The organism is Duganella sp. Leaf61, from assembly GCF_001421905.1.
Classification (GTDB): domain Bacteria; phylum Pseudomonadota; class Gammaproteobacteria; order Burkholderiales; family Burkholderiaceae_D; genus Rugamonas; species Rugamonas zoogloeoides.
The window spans coordinates 89371-106250 of sequence record NZ_LMLM01000031.1; the positions used below are offsets into that span (position 1 = coordinate 89371).

General features: G+C 59.2%; 15 protein-coding genes, 3 tRNA genes and 2 pseudogenes. 19 read left to right on the forward strand and 1 reads right to left on the reverse strand.

Annotated features, from left to right (window positions below; all coding sequences use genetic code 11):
• The first annotated feature begins 141 nt into the window (after nt 1–141).
• The 12 genes and pseudogenes from ASF04_RS22160 to ASF04_RS22210 all read left to right on the forward strand — a co-directional run bounded on the left by ASF04_RS22160 (nt 142) and on the right by ASF04_RS22210 (nt 11710).
• Nucleotides 142–226: transfer RNA gene (locus ASF04_RS22160), tRNA-Tyr, on the forward strand.
• A gap of 44 nt (nt 227–270) precedes the next feature.
• Nucleotides 271–344, forward strand: a tRNA-Gly gene (locus ASF04_RS22165).
• 67 nt (nt 345–411) lie between these two features.
• Nucleotides 412–486: transfer RNA gene (locus tag ASF04_RS22170), tRNA-Thr, on the forward strand.
• Nucleotides 487–603: 117 nt separating this feature from the next.
• A partial coding sequence (locus tag ASF04_RS28835) for a GTP-binding protein (RefSeq protein WP_156368745.1) occupies nt 604–1049 on the forward strand: 446 nt, incomplete at its 3' end.
• Between the two features lie 71 nt (nt 1050–1120).
• A pseudogene (locus tag ASF04_RS28365) lies at nt 1121–1905 on the forward strand (elongation factor Tu); the annotation flags it as partial.
• 68 nt (nt 1906–1973) lie between these two features.
• A pseudogene (locus tag ASF04_RS28840) lies at nt 1974–2063 on the forward strand (elongation factor Tu); the annotation flags it as partial.
• A gap of 128 nt (nt 2064–2191) precedes the next feature.
• Nucleotides 2192–2509: a 30S ribosomal protein S10 gene (gene rpsJ, locus ASF04_RS22185; protein WP_005663509.1), complete on the forward strand. Its 318-nt coding sequence runs from the start codon at nt 2192–2194 to the stop codon at nt 2507–2509.
• A gap of 309 nt (nt 2510–2818) precedes the next feature.
• Entirely contained in the window at nt 2819–5821 is a 3003-nt protein-coding gene (locus ASF04_RS22190) for a TonB-dependent receptor (RefSeq protein WP_056146761.1), read from the forward strand.
• Nucleotides 5822–5905: 84 nt separating this feature from the next.
• Nucleotides 5906–6619, forward strand: a complete 714-nt coding sequence (locus tag ASF04_RS22195) for a SapC family protein (RefSeq protein WP_056146762.1) — start codon at nt 5906–5908, stop codon at nt 6617–6619.
• On the forward strand, nt 6603–7640 hold the full coding sequence (locus ASF04_RS22200) for a cupin-like domain-containing protein (protein WP_082488953.1): 1038 nt from the start codon (nt 6603–6605) through the stop codon (nt 7638–7640). Before ASF04_RS22195 ends, ASF04_RS22200 begins: the two co-directional genes overlap by 17 nt.
• A 306-nt stretch (nt 7641–7946) precedes the next feature.
• Nucleotides 7947–10736, forward strand: coding sequence for a TonB-dependent siderophore receptor (locus ASF04_RS22205; RefSeq protein ID WP_056146765.1), 2790 nt, complete (start codon nt 7947–7949; stop codon nt 10734–10736).
• A gap of 119 nt (nt 10737–10855) precedes the next feature.
• Nucleotides 10856–11710, forward strand: coding sequence for a DUF817 domain-containing protein (locus ASF04_RS22210; RefSeq protein ID WP_056146767.1), 855 nt, complete (start codon nt 10856–10858; stop codon nt 11708–11710).
• 156 nt (nt 11711–11866) lie between these two features.
• On the opposite strand, the gene ASF04_RS22215 is transcribed toward ASF04_RS22210, so the two are convergent.
• The gene (locus ASF04_RS22215; protein WP_056146770.1) at nt 11867–12700 is read right to left on the reverse strand and encodes a PEP-CTERM sorting domain-containing protein; all 834 of its coding nucleotides are present in this window, start codon (nt 12698–12700) and stop codon (nt 11867–11869) included.
• A 351-nt stretch (nt 12701–13051) separates the two neighbouring features.
• Between ASF04_RS22215 and rplC the strand changes: the two genes are divergently transcribed.
• The 7 genes from rplC to rpsC are packed head-to-tail and all read left to right on the forward strand — an operon-like array spanning nt 13052 to nt 16879.
• Nucleotides 13052–13708 carry a 50S ribosomal protein L3 gene (gene rplC / locus ASF04_RS22220; RefSeq protein ID WP_019923493.1) on the forward strand — a complete coding sequence of 219 codons (657 nt, stop codon included), beginning with the start codon at nt 13052–13054 and terminating at the stop codon, nt 13706–13708.
• A gap of 3 nt (nt 13709–13711) precedes the next feature.
• Nucleotides 13712–14332: a 50S ribosomal protein L4 gene (rplD, locus tag ASF04_RS22225; protein WP_019923492.1), complete on the forward strand. Its 621-nt coding sequence runs from the start codon at nt 13712–13714 to the stop codon at nt 14330–14332.
• Complete coding sequence (gene rplW, locus ASF04_RS22230; RefSeq protein WP_019923491.1) at nt 14329–14643, forward strand: 50S ribosomal protein L23; 315 nt, start codon at nt 14329–14331, stop codon at nt 14641–14643. Before rplD ends, rplW begins: the two co-directional genes overlap by 4 nt.
• On the forward strand, nt 14643–15473 hold the full coding sequence (gene rplB, locus ASF04_RS22235) for a 50S ribosomal protein L2 (protein WP_056146772.1): 831 nt from the start codon (nt 14643–14645) through the stop codon (nt 15471–15473). The genes rplW and rplB overlap by 1 nt, the downstream gene beginning before the upstream one ends.
• Before the next feature lie 9 nt (nt 15474–15482).
• A complete protein-coding gene (gene rpsS / locus ASF04_RS22240; protein WP_026133139.1) occupies nt 15483–15758 on the forward strand; it encodes a 30S ribosomal protein S19 in 276 nt (91 codons plus the stop codon).
• Entirely contained in the window at nt 15755–16087 is a 333-nt protein-coding gene (rplV, locus tag ASF04_RS22245; protein ID WP_174864456.1) for a 50S ribosomal protein L22, read from the forward strand. The genes rpsS and rplV overlap by 4 nt, the downstream gene beginning before the upstream one ends.
• A gap of 9 nt (nt 16088–16096) precedes the next feature.
• A complete protein-coding gene (gene rpsC / locus ASF04_RS22250) occupies nt 16097–16879 on the forward strand; it encodes a 30S ribosomal protein S3 (RefSeq protein WP_019923488.1) in 783 nt (260 codons plus the stop codon).
• Nucleotide 16880 lies beyond the last annotated feature (1 nt).

A 16880-nucleotide genomic window follows, 5' to 3' on the forward strand; every position in this document is an offset into this window, starting at 1 on the left:
CTTAAAAACAACACTTGCACTTTTGCAGTTCGTGCAGTTACAATCTCGCCCCGAAGCAGACAGTTAATTGCAACGACACGAAATAATGTCAGGCGCAGTTGACAGGTTAAAGAAGTTGCTTCATACTCTGCGGTTCCTCGCGGAGGGGTGGCCGAGTGGTTAAAGGCGACGGACTGTAAATCCGTTCTCTATGAGTACGCTGGTTCGAATCCAGCCCCCTCCACCAAGTTGTTGCAGTGAGACTGATAGTAGTGAAATGAACGATACCTCGCGGGTGTAGCTCAATGGTAGAGCAGAAGCCTTCCAAGCTTACGACGAGGGTTCGATTCCCTTCACCCGCTCCAGTGTTGTTGCAATGCCGATGCGCAATCAGGGCATCACCGTAGTACACAATAAAGCAGTACCCAATCAGCCCTTTTAGCTCAGTGGTAGAGCACTCCCTTGGTAAGGGAGAGGCCACGTGTTCAATCCACGTAAAGGGCACCAGAATTCGCAGTACGCAGTATTGGCTGCCACGCGCGGCCCCATCAGCAAAAAGCATAGTATTAAGTCAGCAGTCGGGCGTAGGCCCGGGCAATCACCCCACATCGTTAGGAGTCTAAAATGGCAAAAGAGAAATTCGAGCGGACCAAGCCGCACGTCAACGTCGGCACCATTGGTCACGTTGACCACGGCAAGACCACCCTGACCGCTGCAATCGCTACCGTTCTGTCGAAAAAATTCGGCGGCGAAGCTAAAGCCTACGACCAGATCGATGCTGCACCAGAAGAAAAAGCACGCGGCATTACCATCAACACCGCTCACGTCGAGTACGAAACCGCCGGCCGTCACTACGCCCACGTTGACTGCCCAGGCCACGCCGACTACATCAAAAACATGATTACCGGTGCAGCGCAGATGGACGGCGCGATCCTGGTTTGCTCCGCAGCTGACGGCCCAATGCCACAGACTCGCGAGCACATCCTGCTGGCCCGTCAAGTTGGCGTTCCATACATCATCGTGTTCCTGAACAAGTGCGACCTGGTCGACGACGCAGAACTGCTGGAACTNTCGAAAGCGCCGTACAGCGCATCGCCGGCCTTGAAGGTGAATTGACCGGCGTCGTGGCCCACGCCGGTGTCGCGAGCACATCCTGCTGGCCCGTCAAGTTGGCGTTCCATACATCATCGTGTTCCTGAACAAGTGCGACCTGGTCGACGACGCAGAACTGCTGGAACTGGTYGAAATGGAAGTKCGTGAGTTGCTGTCGAAATACGAGTTCCCAGGCGACGACGTRCCAATCATCAAAGGTTCGGCACGTATGGCGCTGGAAGGCAAAGAAGGCGAGATGGGCGTTGACGCCATCATGCGTCTGGCMGATGCACTGGACAGCTACATCCCTACGCCAGAGCGCGCAGTCGATGGCGCCTTCCTGATGCCAGTGGAAGACGTGTTCTCGATCTCGGGTCGCGGTACCGTTGTGACCGGTCGTATCGAGCGCGGCGTGATCAAGGTCGGCGAAGAGATCGAAATCGTCGGCATYATCGACACCGTCAAAACCACTTGCACCGGCGTGGAAATGTTCCGCAAGCTGCTGGACCAAGGTCAAGCTGGCGATAACGTTGGTCTGCTGCTGCGCGGCACCAAGCGTGAAGACGTGCAACGTGGTCAGGTTCTGGCCAAGCCAGCGTCGATCAAGCCGCACAACCACTTCACCGGCGAGATCTACGTTCTGTCGAAAGATGAAGGCGGCCGTCACACCCCGTTCTTCAACAACTATCGTCCACAGTTCTACTTCCGTACGACTGACGTGACCGGTTCGATCGAACTGCCAGCGGACAAAGAAATGGTTATGCCAGGCGACAACGTGTCGATCACCGTCAAGCTGATCAACCCGATCGCGATGGAAGAAGGTCTGCGTTTCGCNACTGCCAGCGGACAAAGAAATGGTTATGCCAGGCGACAACGTGTCGATCACCGTCAAGCTGATCAACCCGATCGCGATGGAAGAAGGTCTGCGTTTCGCTATCCGTGAAGGCGGTCGTACCGTCGGCGCCGGCGTTGTTGCAAAAATCATCGCTTAATTTTTAAGCGCTGAATAAATGAAGCCCGGCAAGGTGTGATACCATGTCGGGCTTCATTGCAGAACCTCGTTCTTTTTAAATTTGCTGGCACTACATAGTCGCCAGTTCGTTCTTTTCAAGGAAATATCATGTCCGCACCAAACCAGAAAATCCGTATTCGCCTGAAAGCTTTCGACTACAAGCTGATCGACCAGTCCGCACTGGAAATCGTTGACACCGCCAAGCGTACCGGCGCCGTGGTCAAAGGCCCAGTCCCACTGCCAACCCGCATCCAGCGTTTTGACGTACTGCGTTCCCCGCACGTCAACAAAACCTCGCGTGACCAGTTCGAGATCCGTACCCACCAGCGCCTGATGGACATCGTCGACCCAACCGACAAAACCGTTGACGCACTGATGAAGCTGGACCTGCCAGCTGGTGTTGACGTCGAAATCAAACTGCAATAATTGTATTCCAGCCGGGCGGCGCACAGCGCTGCCAGCTAAGAAGAGACCGGACGGCAGCGTCCGGTTTTTTTTCGTCCATACCTGAAGTAACTGTTGCGCGTTTACCTCATTGTCGAGATTGCTTCGCACAATGTGCGACTTGAATTGACTAAAAATTATTTTCCTCCTATTCTTGATAGCGCTATCTACACGCCAAGCATGCCACTTTGGCAGACCGTGCCGTAACGCGCCCCCCGGGGCTACAACCGCCCCGCCTGTTTTACCCGAAAATAAGTCGTAAAAAATAAACTGACAAACAACGGAGACAAAATGCAACAAAATCTGAAAACGTTTTCAAAGCTTCTGCCGAAACCGCTGCCGAAGCAACGCCGTCTGATCGCCTTGGCGGTTGCCGGAGCGTGCGCCAGCTTCGTGCCAGCTCATGCACAGCAGGTCGCCGCTCCGGTACCAGGCGACGTCGATGGCCCGAAAGTGGTCGTTACCGGCATCCGCGCCAGCATGCAGTCCACTATGAACATGAAGCGCAACAGCGACGGCATCGTTGACGGCATCGTCGCTGACGACATCGGTAAATTCCCCGATACCAATCTGGCCGAATCGCTGCAGCGCATCAGCGGCGTGTCGATCGACCGCAGCAATGGCGAAGGGCAGAAGGTCACCGTGCGTGGCCTGGGCCCGGACTTTAACCTGGTGCTGCTCAACGGCCGCCAGATGCCGACCACCGACCTCGGTGACCTGGGCGGCCGCTCGTTCGACTTTTCCAACCTGGCCTCGGAAGCGATTTCGCAGTTGCAGGTGTACAAGTCCGGCCGTGCCGACAACCCGACCGGCGGCATTGGCGCCACCATCAACGTGATGACCGCGCGTCCGTTCGACAACCCGGGCATGCATTCGAGCATCGGCGTGAAGGCTGTGCACGACACGTCCAACAAGCACCTGCCGGGCCTGCTCAAGGGCGATAGTGTGACGCCGGAAGTGTCGGGCATCTACACCAACACCAGCGAAGACGGCCGCTTCGGCGTGGCCGTGAGCGCCAGCTACCAGGAGCGTAATTCGGGCTTCAACCGCGCCGGCCTGGCCAACGGCTACCAGGGACCGTTCCTGGGTTCGGCGACCACTCCCGATGGCGCCACCTTGCCGCAGCCAGGACAGCCCGGTTCGCAAAACATCACCAACCGCCCGGGTCCGACCGATGTGTATTCGATCCCGCAAAACTTCGGCTATGGCGTCAACGGCATCCAGCGCCAACGCACCAACGGCCAACTGGCCTTGCAGTTCCGCCCGGTCAAGGACCTTACTACCACGCTGGATCTGACCTATTCGGAAAACAAGGTGCAGACCAAGCGTAACGAGCTGAGCGTATGGTTCGCGCAGACGCCAACCTCGACCAGCACCTGGCCGGGTGGTCACGTGCAGTCGCCGCTGACGTACTCGGAAACCTACAAGGATCCGCAGGACATATCGATCGTTGGCGGCGACTACGCCACCAAGACCAAGAACGAGTCGATCGGTTTCAATACCGTATGGAAAGCCAGTAACGCCCTCAAGCTCAATTTCGACGTCCACCACTCGACCGCCGAATCGGGCGCCGACAGCCCGTGGGGTACCGAGAACAACCTGTCCAACGCCAGCTTCAGCCGTGGCGACACCAAGGTTGATTTCACCAACAAGCTGCCGATCGTCTCCATGCCAGCGGCCAACCTGGCCGCGCAACCGATCCAGGGTACCGGTTCGTGGTTCCACAACAGCTACCAGAAGGCCAAGGTAGACCAGGTGCAAGTTGGCGGTGACTGGCAGGTGCTCGAGGCTTCGACCGTCAAGTTCGGCGGCGGCTACAGCAAGTCGTCCAACCGCTCGACGTACTCGAACGTGCAGAACAACACCTGGAGCGGCGCCAGCAAGGCGTCCGACTACCCGGCCAGCGCTTACCAGGCCAACCCGCTGGGCGACTACTTCAGCAAGATCGGCGGTTCGCCTAACCTGTTCGGCACGCTGTACACGTTCGACTTCGCCACCGTACGCGCCTTGACGGCGAATGCCACCGGCAACCAGGCCGGTTACCTGCCGAACTTCGCCAGTGCCGATACCGACCGCCTGCTGGTCGAAAAAACCAGCTCGGTCTATGCGTCGTTCGGTACCGACTGGGATACCGCCATGCCGATGCACACGTCCGCTGGCGTGCGCTTCGAGAAAACCAAGGTGATGTCGGCGGCCCAGTTCCAGCCCGGCACAGCCATGGTGTGGGAGTCGCAGAACGAGTTGCCGATCACCTTGGCACCGGCGGAAACGGCCAATACCTCGTCGTCGTATAACAACGTGTTGCCGAGCCTGAACTTCGACGTCGATCTGCGTGCCGACATGAAGCTGCGCGCCAGCGCCGGCGCCACCATCGGCCGTGCCCGCTACGACCAGCTGCAGGGCGGCCTGAGCCTGGGTACGATCGCCAGCACCTACAACGGCACCGCATCGGTCGGTAACCCGGCGCTGAAACCGGTGAAATCGAAGAATCTCGACTTGTCCTACGAGTGGTACTACGACAAGCAGAGCGTGTTCTCGCTGGCCCTGTTCCGCAAGGAAATGGATAACTATGCCGGTACCATCGTGACTCCGGGCTCGCTGTATGACCTGCACACCCCGGTCGGTGGCGCCTACTACAAGGCGGCGCTGGCCACCGGTGGCTGCACGGTGGCAGACACCAACTGTATTCGCAACTACATCCTGAGCACGTACGACGGCCAGCCTGGCGTGGTGCGCACCGGTGTCAACCCCGACGGCAACCTGAAGGGGCGCATTACCGGCCTGCCAGGCGACCCGCTGGCGAACTTCCTTACCACCAGCTACGCCAACCAGAAGTCGGCGCGTGTCAGCGGCGCCGAAGCAAACGTCCAGCACATGTTCGGCCGTACCGGCTTTGGCGTGCAGGCGAACTACACCTACGTGCGTTCGCCACTCAAGTACGACAACGCCAACGTGAGCGACCAGTTCGCAATCCTGGGGCTGAGCAATTCGGCCAACGTGGTCGGCATCTTCGAGAACGAGAAGTGGTCGGTGCGCCTGGCCTATAACTGGCGCGGCGAGTTCCTGGCCGCCACCGTGGACGGTTCGGGCAAGGCGGCGCCGGTGTACACTGACAGCTATGGTCAGACCGACGTGAGCATCGGCTACAACTACAACAAGAACCTGAGCTTCCAGGTCGAGGCGATCAACCTGACCGACGAGACCCAGCGTCAGCACGGCCGTACCAGCATGGCGACGTTGAACGTGACGCAAGCCGGCCCACGGTATATGCTGGGCGCGCGCTACAAGTTCTGATCGGTAACACCGAGGTGTGACCCGGGGGCGGCGCTGACAAGTGCCGCCCCTTTCTTGTTCAGTCAACGCAATCAAAGAGCAACCATGGCCAAGCCAGTCTTACTCAATAACATCACCCACCAGCACCTGCGGGTGCGCACCGGCCCCGGCGCCGAATTCGGCGACAACCAGATGGCCGCACCGATCGTCGCGGCCGAGTTCCGCCAGGCGCAGGCGCATTATCCGATCGTGTTCCGGCCCACGGCCGGCGACGGTTTCGAAGCGCTGGCCCTGTTCGGCCTGGCTGCCGGCGACAACCTTTTCCTGAGCAATGACGGCTGGGATGCCGACTACGTGCCGCTGGCCGTGCGCCGCCAGCCGTTCCTGATCGGCGTGTCGGGCCAGGAACTGACCGTCCACGTGGACGAGGACAACGCGCGCCTGCGCTGCGGTCCCGACGAAGGCGAAGCCGTATTCCTGGAGGAGGGCAGTCCCACGCCGTATCTCGAGCAAGTCAATTCGATGTTGTTCGCACTGCACGAGGGCATGCTGGAAATGACCGGCCTGATTGCCGCGCTGCGCGAGCACGCGCTGCTCGAGGCATTCGTGTTCGAGATCGAACTGGCTGACGGCAGCGAGCGCCGGCTGGAAGGCTTGTACACCATCAACGAGGAAGCGCTGGCAGCGCTGGACGCGGCGGCGCTGGACCGCCTGCACCGCGCCGGCTACCTGCTGCCGATCTACATGGTGGTGGCGTCGCTGTCGAACTTCCGTGCCCTGATCGAACGCGAGAACCGTCGGCATGCCGTCCCCCGCTGACGCCGTGATGCCGACGGCCGCACAGCCGATCGCCGAGATCGCCTGGACCGCCGGCGCGCCGCTGCCCGATGAGATCCTGGCCGCCACCGAACCGGTAGTGCTGCGCGGACTGGTATCGCACTGGCCGATGGTACGCGCCGCCAAAACGTCCAGCCAGGCGGCCGATGCCTACCTGCGCGGCTTTTACCGCGACGCCACCGTGATGGCGATGCACGGTGCACCCGAGATCGACGGGCGGATTTTTTACAACGACGACCTGTCCGGCTTTAATTTCAGCATGCAGCAGGTGCGCTTCGACGCCGTGCTTGACGCCTTGCGCGCGCACCAGGACGACCCGCGCCCGCCCACGTTGTACGTGGGCTCGACCACGATCGACGCCTGTCTGCCTGGCTTTACGGCTGAAAACGATGTCAAGCTCGGTGGGCGCGATGCGCTGGCCAGCATCTGGGTGGGCAACCGTACCCGCATACCCGCCCACTACGATTTGCCCGACAACCTGGCGTGCGTGGCGGCCGGGCGCCGCCGCTTTACGCTGTTCCCGCCCGACCAGCTGGCCAACCTGTACATCGGTCCGCTCGACCTGACACCGGCCGGGCAGGCCGTGAGCCTGGTCGATTTCGCCGCGCCGGACCTGGTGCGTTATCCGCGTTTCGCCACCGCGTGGGCGCATGCGCAGCAGGCCGAGCTGGCCGCCGGCGACGCCATCTTCATTCCCAGCATGTGGTGGCACCATATCGAGGCGCAGGACAGCTTCAATGTGCTGGTCAACTACTGGTGGCGGCAGTCGCCTGCGTACATGGATACGCCTGCAACCACGCTGCTGCACGCGCTGCTGACCATGCGCGACCTGCCGCCCGCGCAGCGGCTGGCGTGGCAGGAGCTGTTCCGCCACTACGTGTTCGAGAGCGACGGCACCGAGGCCGCCCACATCCCCGAGGCAGCGCGCCATGTGCTGGCGCCGATCGACGCCATGGGCGCCCGCATGCTGCGCGCGCACTTGCTCAACCGCATGAAGCGCTAGACGCACGTACTCCGAGAACAGCCGTATCGGCATGGGGTTGCTAATATAAAAAGCTTTTCTTTTAATGTTCTTGAGTGGAATATTTTGTTGCTATTCAATAGACAATCATTTTCGAACAGAAAAACAACAAAATGCGGGGTTTTTCGACAAATGCCGTGCAAAAACTGCACTGGGCCTTTTCCCGCCCATCAATATTGTGAGAGATTCTTCCTTAGACGTCGAAAGTGCTGATCACCTTACCCGGTCGATGGTACTCAGAAGCGCATGGAATCCATTAATTTCTCGGGAGTAGTTTTGAAACACACCATGAAAAAAAGTGCCATTGCGATGGCGCTGGGCTTGGCATTTTCGCAGCACGCTGCAGCCCAAGAAGCAGCAGCCACCGAACCCAAGCTGCAACGCATCGAAATCACCGGTAGTAGCATCAAGCGCACCGAACAAGAAGCCGCCGGCTCGATCCAGATCCTGAACCGTGACGACATCGAGCGTACTGGCCAGACCACTGCACTGGATATCCTGCGTTCGTCGTCCGCCATTGGTACCGACATCAGCTCGGCATCGAGCAGCTCGGGTAGCTTCGCTACCGGTTCGTCGGGCGTGGACATGCGCGGTTTGGGCAAGGTCGCAACCCTGATTCTGGTCAATGGCCAGCGCATTGCGCAGTACGGCCTGGCCGATGGTGCACAACAAAACTTCACCAACCTGGATGCGATTCCAGCGGCAGCAATCGAGCGTATCGAGATCCTGAAAGATGGCGCATCGGCCATCTACGGTTCCGACGCCATCGCCGGCGTGGTCAACATCATCCTGTTCAAGGACTTCGAAGGCGCCAAGCTGACCGGTAACTACAAGGAAACCGACGGCTTCAAGGATCAGCGCAACCGCAACATCTCTGGCATCATCGGCTGGGGCGACATCGACAAGAACGGTTTCAATACCTACCTGACGTACGAAGCGTACAAGAGCGACGGCTATTCGGTTGGCGACCTGCGCAGTCACTACCCGGAATGGCATCGCCAGACCCCGGCCCGTTCGACTTGGGACGCCCCGAGTGTTTATTCGCCTACCGGTAACTACTACGTCAACGCCAACAACTACAAACCAGCGCCAGGTTGCCCTGCAACCAGCATCGACCCGCGCGACGGCTTGTGCAAATACGATATCCTCAACGATACCGGCCTGACCACCGACGCCAAGCGTTACGCAGTGGCCAGCAATACGCACTTCCGTATCGGCAAGGATATCGACGCCAACTTCGAGATCACCCACGCCAGTGCCAGCAACGATTACATCGTTGCACCGTTTGCCGTGCAGCCGACCACCGCGTCGAGCACCTGGTACAACGCGCTGGAAGGCAAAATGGTTGGTCCGTTCTTCTATCCGAAGCTGCCAGCCAACAACCCGGCCAATACCACCGGCGCCCCGGTCGAATTCCGTGCCCGCTTCATGGACACTGGCGATGGTTTCAACTTCAACCGCACCGAATCGAAACAGTCGCGCGTCATGCTGAGCCTGACGGGCGAAGTCAAAGGCTTTGATTGGAAATCGTCGGTTGGCTACATGACCTCGGACGCTACCAAGGCGACCCGTGCTGCCAGCGCCGCCGGTTACACTGCCGCCATCGTCAACGGTACCTACAAGTTCAACAGCACCAGCAGCCCTAACAGCTATGCGCTGCTGGACTCGATGTTCCCGGTCCGTACCACCATCGGCGAATCGAAAATCGGCTTTGCCAATGCTGTCGTATCGGGCGAAGTGGCGCAACTGCCGGCCGGTCCTCTGAACGTTGCGTTCGGTACCGACATTCGCCAGGAAAAATATGAAATGTCCAGCTCGGACAATGTGCTGCGTGGTGAGCTGATCGGCATCGCCGGTCTGCAAGTCAAGGACAAGATGGATCACTACGCACTGTTCGCGGAAGCGACCATTCCAGTGATCAAGCGTGTTGAACTGAGCGCAGCGGTACGCGCCGACAAGTCGACCAACAGCGACGTGCACTATTCGCCAAAACTGGGCCTGCGTTACAACGCTACCGACAGCCTGTTGCTGCGCGCTACCGCTGCTGGCGGCTTCCGTGCACCGAACATCGTTGAAACCGGTAACGGCCTGGGCCGTAGCTCGTTCGCCAACAGCATCAGCGACCCACGCCGCTGCGCTACCGCCAGCGCACTGAACAAGCTGATTCAGAACGCCGCCGGCGTGACCCCAGCTGACAAAACCCAAGGTAACGTGCTGCAGAACGCCGACTGCCTGGCAGGTATCCCGACTTTCGTGTCTGCCAACAAGGACCTGAAACCAGAAACCTCGCGTTCGCTGACCGCCGGCTTCGTGTTCGAGCCGATCAAAAACTGGACCCTGGCTGTGGATTACTTCCACATCGAGCGTAAAGATGAAATCGGCACCCGCACCACGTCCGACATCCTGCGCGGCGAAGCCAACCTGCCAGCAGGTCAGCTGGTTCGTGTTGACAACTCTGCCTCGGATGCACAATTCCTGGCACTGGTGAACAAGTACGTGCCAAGCAACACCCTGAACTTCGGCGGCGTTGGCGCAATCGGCCTGTTGTACAACCCATACGTCAACAGCGGCAAGACCCGTGCTTCGGGCCTCGACTTCGACGCATCGGGTCGCTTCAACACGGCACTTGGCCTGGTCCGTCTGAAACTGGAAGGTACCTACCTCGATCGTTACCAGCAGTTCAGCGTTGCGGACAATGCCTACGACGTCAACATGGCCGGTACGTACGACATGGGCTCGCGCCTGAAAACCAAACTGCGTGGCTATCTGAAATCGGGTAACTTCGACAACGGCCTGACCCTGAACTACGCAAGTGGTTTCAGCAACAACAGCCTCGACTCGATGAACTACTGCGCCACCAACAACGTTTCGGCTGCCAACCTGGCAACCTGCGGCCATGTGGGCAGCAACACCACGGTCGATTACAACCTGGCATACACCGGTATCAAAAATACCAAGGTCAGCCTGTACATCGACAACCTGTTCGACCAGGCTGCGCCAATCCAGTGGCGTCGTGGTTATGCCGAGTCGTTCCAGTTCCGTCGTATTGGCGTGAGCGCAAGCTACAAGTTCTTCTGATCGGCGCCAGCTGATCATGCCGCCCGATAGCAATACCGGGCGACGACCAAAAGACCAGGCTCGATGCCTGGTCTTTTTTTGCGCTTTACATCTCAAGGGGCGGGCGCTAGAGTTGTCGCATGCTCAATACCATCAACACGTTCGACACCCATTTGCTCGATGGCGCCCCGCGCAGCGGCTTGCTTGGCAAGCAGCGCTTCCTGCTCGAGTTCCTGTATTTCGGCATCAAGAACGCCCGTGCCTGCCTGTTCGTGGGACTGTTCTTCAGCGCCGTGTTTTTGACCCCGCGCGCCGGTCTGTTTGGCGTGGCGCGCTACGACGTGCTGCTCGTTGCCGCGCTGGCGATCCAGGCCGGCATGGTGTGGAGCAAGCTGGAGACATGGGATGAACTGAAGGCCGTGTGCCTGTTCCACCTGGTGGGTTTTGCACTCGAGGTGTTCAAGGTATCCGGGGCGATTGCTTCGTGGAGCTATCCCGATTTCGCTTACACCAAGCTGTGGGGCGTGCCGCTGTTCTCGGGCTTTATGTATGCGGCCGTGGGCAGCTACATCATCCAGGCCTGGCGCCTGTTCGATCTGCGCATCCGTCACCACCCGCCGTACTGGATGGCGGTGCTGATCGCGCTCCTCATCTACGCCAACTTCTTTACCCACCACTACATCGGCGACTACCGCTGGTACCTGGCTGCCGCCGCACTGGGCCTGTATGCCCGCACCATGGTGGTATATCGCCCGCTCGACCGCGACCGCCGCATGCCCTTGCTGCTGTCGTTCGTGCTGATCGGCCTGTTCATCTGGCTGGCAGAAAACATCAGCACGTTCTGGGGCGTATGGCGCTACCCCAACCAGCTCGGCGCCTGGAGCGCCGTCCACGTCAGCAAATGGAGCTCGTGGTCGCTGCTGGTGGTGATGACCTTCACCATCATCGCCCACCTCAAGCATATCAAGGCCAGCATTCACGTCCCCGAGGCTTAGAACCTATCCCGGCAGGGAATGAGGCGCTGCTTGCGCGCCTCGGCAGCGGGGCCAGCGTTGCTCGTCATCGCATGGCCCGCCATGCTTCTTCCTCGGGCCTTGCCCCCGCTACCGAGGCATCGCAATCCGCTGCCTCCTCCCTACCGGGATGGGTTCTTAGAACGGACGCTGGCGGCGTCGGCGGGCGAGGGTGCCGGTCAGCAGCAGGCCAGCCAGCAGCATGGCCCAGGTGTGCGGTTCCGGCACCGGCGCCACGCCGCCGCCAAGCGCATCGACCGGGTTGACCGTGATGTCCGTGTAGGCGAGGAAGCTCAAGGTCAGGAACAGGTCGTAGTCGCCAGGGTTGGCGAATGCCAGCAGGAAGCGCTCCTGGCGCGCGGCCTCGGTGGAGTAGGGGGCATCCCAGCGCAACGCGCTTTCGCGGTTGAGCGTAGTGGACGTCGTACCCTCGGCGTCGGTGATGTCGATCGAGGCCCAGCTGAATACCGCGTAGTTCTCGCCGGCCGCCATGGTGCGGCGCGCCTGCGTCAATAAATCGCCGCCGACCGTGAGCAAGGTGTGCGGCGCCAGCGTCAGCCCCACTTGCTGGTAGCCTTCGGCGCCCACGTAGTTGCCCACCCCCAGCGACATGTCGGCCGCTGCGTTGGCAGCGACATTGCCCACGGCGCCGGTGGTGCCAGCCACGGCGGTGCCCGGACCGGCGCTGGCAGGCAGCACGGCCTGGCCGGCAGAGAACGGCGCCGGGTACACCGACAGCTGGGTGTAACTGCCGCCGTTGTTGAGCGTGTTGGAATAAGTCAGCAGGCGGCTGTCGCCATAGTTGAGCGTATAGCTGGCGCCACTGCCGTCGCCGGGCGTGAGGTCGATCACGCCGAGGGTGACATTCTCGATGCGCGAGGCACCGTCGGCGCCGGCCTGGGCCGACGGCGCGGCGAGGGTGGTGGTCAGTGCGGCCAGGGCCAGCAGCACTGCGGGTAGCACGGTTTTCATGGGAGCTCCGGTGGGTGGAAGGATGGGCGAGGCAGACGGACGCCTGCCTGATCGATGCTAGGCCGCTGTTCCCCGCGCCGTTTGCGCGCACGCAGGGACCGCCGCCAAACCCGCATGGCGCCACGCTTTGCGGCCAAAAATGCGCATTCGCGCCACAGCTTTTCCAACATGCAACGAACCCGCAACAACAACGCCGCAAAAACCTGACATACCTCGTACTAAGTTGTTGCGTCAAGGGTCTTTTCACGCTACACTAGCCGGCTTCGGTATGGATTCATCTTTTTATTGATCCGTACTTATTTTGTAGTTCAACATATCCCCGCCCAATCGTAGGTGGGAATTGGAGAAAAAATGAGCCTTGGCCTCCTCGGTCGCAAGGTTGGTATGATGCGCATCTTCACCGATGACGGGGATTCGATCCCAGTCACCGTTGTTGACGTATCGAACAACCGTGTTGCACAAATCAAAACTCCTGAAACTGATGGTTACACCGCAGTTCAGGTCGCATTCGGTCAACGTCGCGCTTCCCGCGTAACGAAAGCTGTTGCTGGTCACCACGCTAAAGCCGGTGTTGAAGCTGGTACTCTGCTGAAAGAGTTCCGCATCGACGCAGCCAAAGCTGCAGAACTGAAAGCTGGCGAAGTTATCGCTGCTTCCCTGTTCGAAGTCGGTCAAAAAATCGACGTTCAAGGTGTTTCGATTGGTAAAGGCTACGCCGGTACCATCAAGCGTCACAACTTCGCTTCGGGCCGCGCTACCCACGGTAACTCGCGTTCGCACAACGTACCAGGCTCGATCGGTATGGCGCAGGATCCAGGTCGTGTATTCCCTGGTAAGCGCATGACCGGTCACATGGGTGACGTTACCTGCACCGTGCAGAACCTCGAAATCGCTCGTATCGACGCCGACCGTCAGCTGCTGCTGGTCAAAGGTGCGATTCCTGGCGCCAAAAACGGCCAGGTAGTGGTATCGCCTGCTGTCAAAGTTAAAGCAAAGAAGGGAGCTTAAACGATGGAACTCAAGCTCTTGAATGCTCAAGGTCAAGCCGCCTCTAATGTTGCTGCCGCCGATTCCGTATTCGGTCGCGACTACAACGAAGCCCTGATCCACCAGATCGTCGTTGCTTACCAAGCCAATGCTCGCAGCGGCAACCGTAAACAAAAAGATCGTGAAGAAGTCCACCACACGACCAAGAAGCCATGGCGCCAAAAAGGTACCGGCCGTGCTCGTGCTGGTATGTCGTCGTCGCCACTGTGGCGCGGCGGTGGTCGCATCTTCCCGAACTCGCCTGACGAGAACTTCACCCACAAAGTGAACAAGAAGATGTATCGCGCAGGTATCTGCTCGATCCTGTCCCAGCTGGCTCGTGAAGAGCGCCTGGTTGTTGTTGAAGACTTCGCTATCGAAGCTCCAAAAACCAAGCTGCTGTCGCAAAAGCTGAACGGTATGGGCCTGGAGTCCGTGCTGATCATCACCGACGTCGCCAACGAAAACCTGGAACTGGCATCGCGTAACCTGCCTAACGTACTGGTTGTTGAACCACGTCACGCAGATCCGATGTCCCTGGTGTTCTACAAGAAGATCGTGGTCACCAAAGCTGCATTGGCCAAGATTGAGGAGATGCTGGCATGAGCGCATTGAAATTTAGCGAAGAGCGCCTGATGAAGGTGCTGGTTGCTCCAGTGATTTCCGAGAAGGCCACCATGGTCGCGGAAAAGAACGAGCAGATCGTGTTCCGCGTCACCACCGACGCAACCAAGCCAGAAATCAAGGCTGCCGTTGAACTGCTGTTCAAAGTGCAAGTGGAATCGGTGCAGACCGTGAACCGCGAAGGTAAGCAGAAGCGCTCGGGCGCCCACACTGGCCGTCGCAACCACACCAAGCGTGCTTTCGTGTGCCTGAAGCCTGGCCAGGAAATCAATTTCACCGAGGAGGCTAAATAATGGCACTCGTTAAGATGAAGCCAACCTCCCCAGGCCGTCGCGGCATGGTGAAAGTTGTCAACAGCGACCTGTACAAAGGTCGTCCGCTGGCAGCCCTGGTTGAGAAAAAATCGAAAACTGCTGGTCGTAACAACAACGGCCACATCACCACCCGTCACATCGGTGGTGGTCACAAGCAGCACTACCGTCTGATCGACTTCAAGCGTAACAGCAAAGATGGCATCCCGGCGAAAGTGGAACGTATCGAATACGATCCAAACCGTACCGCGCACATCGCACTGCTGTGCTACGCCGACGGCGCCCGCGCTTACATCATCGCCACCAAAGGCATGTCCGTAGGCGATACCGTGATGAGCGGTTCGGAAGCCCCGATCAAGGCCGGTAACTGCCTGCCAATTCGCAACATCCCGGTCGGTACCGTGATGAACTGCGTCGAAATGCTGCCAGGTAAGGGTGCCCAAATGGCCCGTACGGCCGGCGCCGGCGTTGTTCTGATGGCCCGTGACGGCACCTACGCCCAGGTTCGCCTGCGTTCGGGTGAAGTGCGCCGCGTGCACATCGAGTGCCGCGCGACCGTAGGCGAAGTCGGCAATGCCGAACACAGCCTGCGCAAGATCGGTAAAGCCGGTGCCATGCGTTGGCGCGGTATTCGTCCTACCGTTCGCGGTGTGGTCATGAACCCGGTCGATCACCCGCACGGTGGTGGTGAAGGTAAAACTGCAGCCGGTCGTCACCCAGTGTCGCCATGGGGCCAGCAGACCAAGGGTAAGAAGACTCGCAGCAACAAGCGCACGTCTTCCATGATCGTCTCGCGCCGCGGCAAGAAATAAGGATAAATCATGACTCGTTCATTGAAAAAAGGGCCGTTCTGTGACGCCCACCTGGTGAAAAAAGTCGAAGCCGCGCAAGCGATCAAAGACAAAAAGCCAATCAAAACCTGGTCCCGTCGTTCGACCATCATGCCTGACTTCATCGGCCTGACGATCGCTGTTCACAACGGCAAGCTGCACGTGCCTGTGTACGTCTCCGAGAACATGGTAGGTCACAAGCTCGGCGAATTCGCGCTGACCCGCACGTTCAAGGGCCATGCCGCTGACAAGAAGGCGAAGAAATAATGGAAACCAAAGCTATCCTCAAAGGCGTGCGACTGTCGGACCAAAAGGGCCGTCTGGTTGCTGACCTGATTCGTGGCAAGAAAGTTGACGCAGCACTCAACATTCTGCAATTCAGCCCGAAAAAAGGCGCCACCATCATCAAGAAAGTACTCGAGTCGGCTATCGCCAACGCCGAGCACAACGATGGTGCCGATATCGACGAGTTGTTCGTGAAAACGATCTACGTTGAAAAGGGCCCGATCCTCAAGCGCTTCACTGCACGCGCTAAAGGTCGTGGCGATCGTATCTCGAAACAATCGTGTCACATTTATGTGACCGTCGGTAACTAAGGAGCTACGATGGGTCAGAAAATTCATCCAACCGGTTTCCGCCTGGCGGTCACCCGTAACTGGGCTTCGCGCTGGTATGCAGGCAACGGCAATTTCGCTGCCATGCTGAACGAAGACTTGAAAGCACGCGCTTACCTGAAAACCAAACTGAAGAACGCTTCGGTCGGTCGCATCGTTATCGAGCGTCCAGCCAAGAACGCGCGCTTCACGATCTACAGCTCGCGTCCGGGCGTGGTCATCGGTAAAAAAGGCGAAGACATCGAAGTGCTGAAGTCGGCGCTGACCAAGATCATGGGCGTGCCAGTGCACGTCAATATCGAGGAAATCCGCAAGCCGGAAATCGATTCGCAACTGATCGCCGATTCGATCTCGCAACAGCTCGAAAAACGCATCATGTTCCGTCGCGCCATGAAACGCGCGATGCAAAACGCCATGCGTCTGGGTGCCCTGGGCATCAAGATCATGTCGTCGGGTCGTCTGAACGGCATCGAAATCGCCCGTACCGAATGGTATCGCGAAGGCCGTGTGCCACTGCACACCCTGCGCGCTGACATCGACTACGGCACCAGCGAAGCTTCGACCACCTACGGCATCATCGGTGTCAAGGTTTGGGTATACAAAGGTGACCGCGCGCCTAACGGCGATGCACCAGTCATCGATACCCCACCTGACGAGAAAAAGCCACGTGGCCCACGTCGTGACGACGGCAAGCCATCGGGCCGTCCACGTCCAGCTGGTCCTGCAGGCGCCCGTCGTGCTGCTGCCAAGCCGGCTGAGAAAGCAGGAGAATAAT